The following is a 597-nucleotide window of genomic DNA, read 5'->3' on the forward strand; positions in this document are numbered from 1 at the left end:
AAACGATGAATCCGGGGTCGCCCGACTGATCGTAAAGGAAGACAAGATCACTGCTGGCGCGAAGAGGTGAGTCGGATGAAAAGGCCGCGACTTGTTCCCCCTTGTTCTGGTTGGCAGGAAGATCTGCCCAGTCCTGACGAATTGCCCGTCGTAGTTCCTGCCTTGGGATTCGATACGCCAAACTTTCAGAATGGTGTATTTCTGGAGTTACCGCGTGCCTCAGCACTTATCAGAGGTTTGTTGATTTGGTTTGTTCCGGTTATGGCCGCTTTGATGATTCAGATGTCATGGTTCTTTTTTTCAATTGAACACAAGCTTATCTTTGAGATTTGGATGATATTTCTCTTTTGTCTTTCTGTTGAAATTTGGTCTTTGTGGTTCTGTGTGAAAATCGATACAGCACCTCCCCGAGATTTACCTCTGCGCTTCAACCGATCCCGCCAACGCCTCTACGCCTACAACTTCAACTACCGCTGGTGGAACCCTTTTGAACGCTGGCGGGTCGAGCCGGTAGCCTACGACTGGTCACAGGTCCGGGCCGAGCGCTGGCTGAAGCGCGGCGCGACTTCGCATGGGGTCGTCATCAAGGGCGGCGTT

General features: G+C 51.6%; 1 protein-coding gene. It reads left to right on the forward strand.

The window, feature by feature from the left end; translation table 11 throughout:
* Positions 1 to 75: 75 nt before the first annotated feature.
* On the forward strand, positions 76 to 597 hold a 522-nt coding region (locus DM374_RS33990), incomplete at its 3' end, for a DUF6708 domain-containing protein (RefSeq protein WP_225422705.1).

This window comes from Pseudomonas huaxiensis, assembly GCF_003231275.1.
Taxonomy (GTDB): Bacteria; Pseudomonadota; Gammaproteobacteria; order Pseudomonadales; family Pseudomonadaceae; genus Aquipseudomonas; species Aquipseudomonas huaxiensis.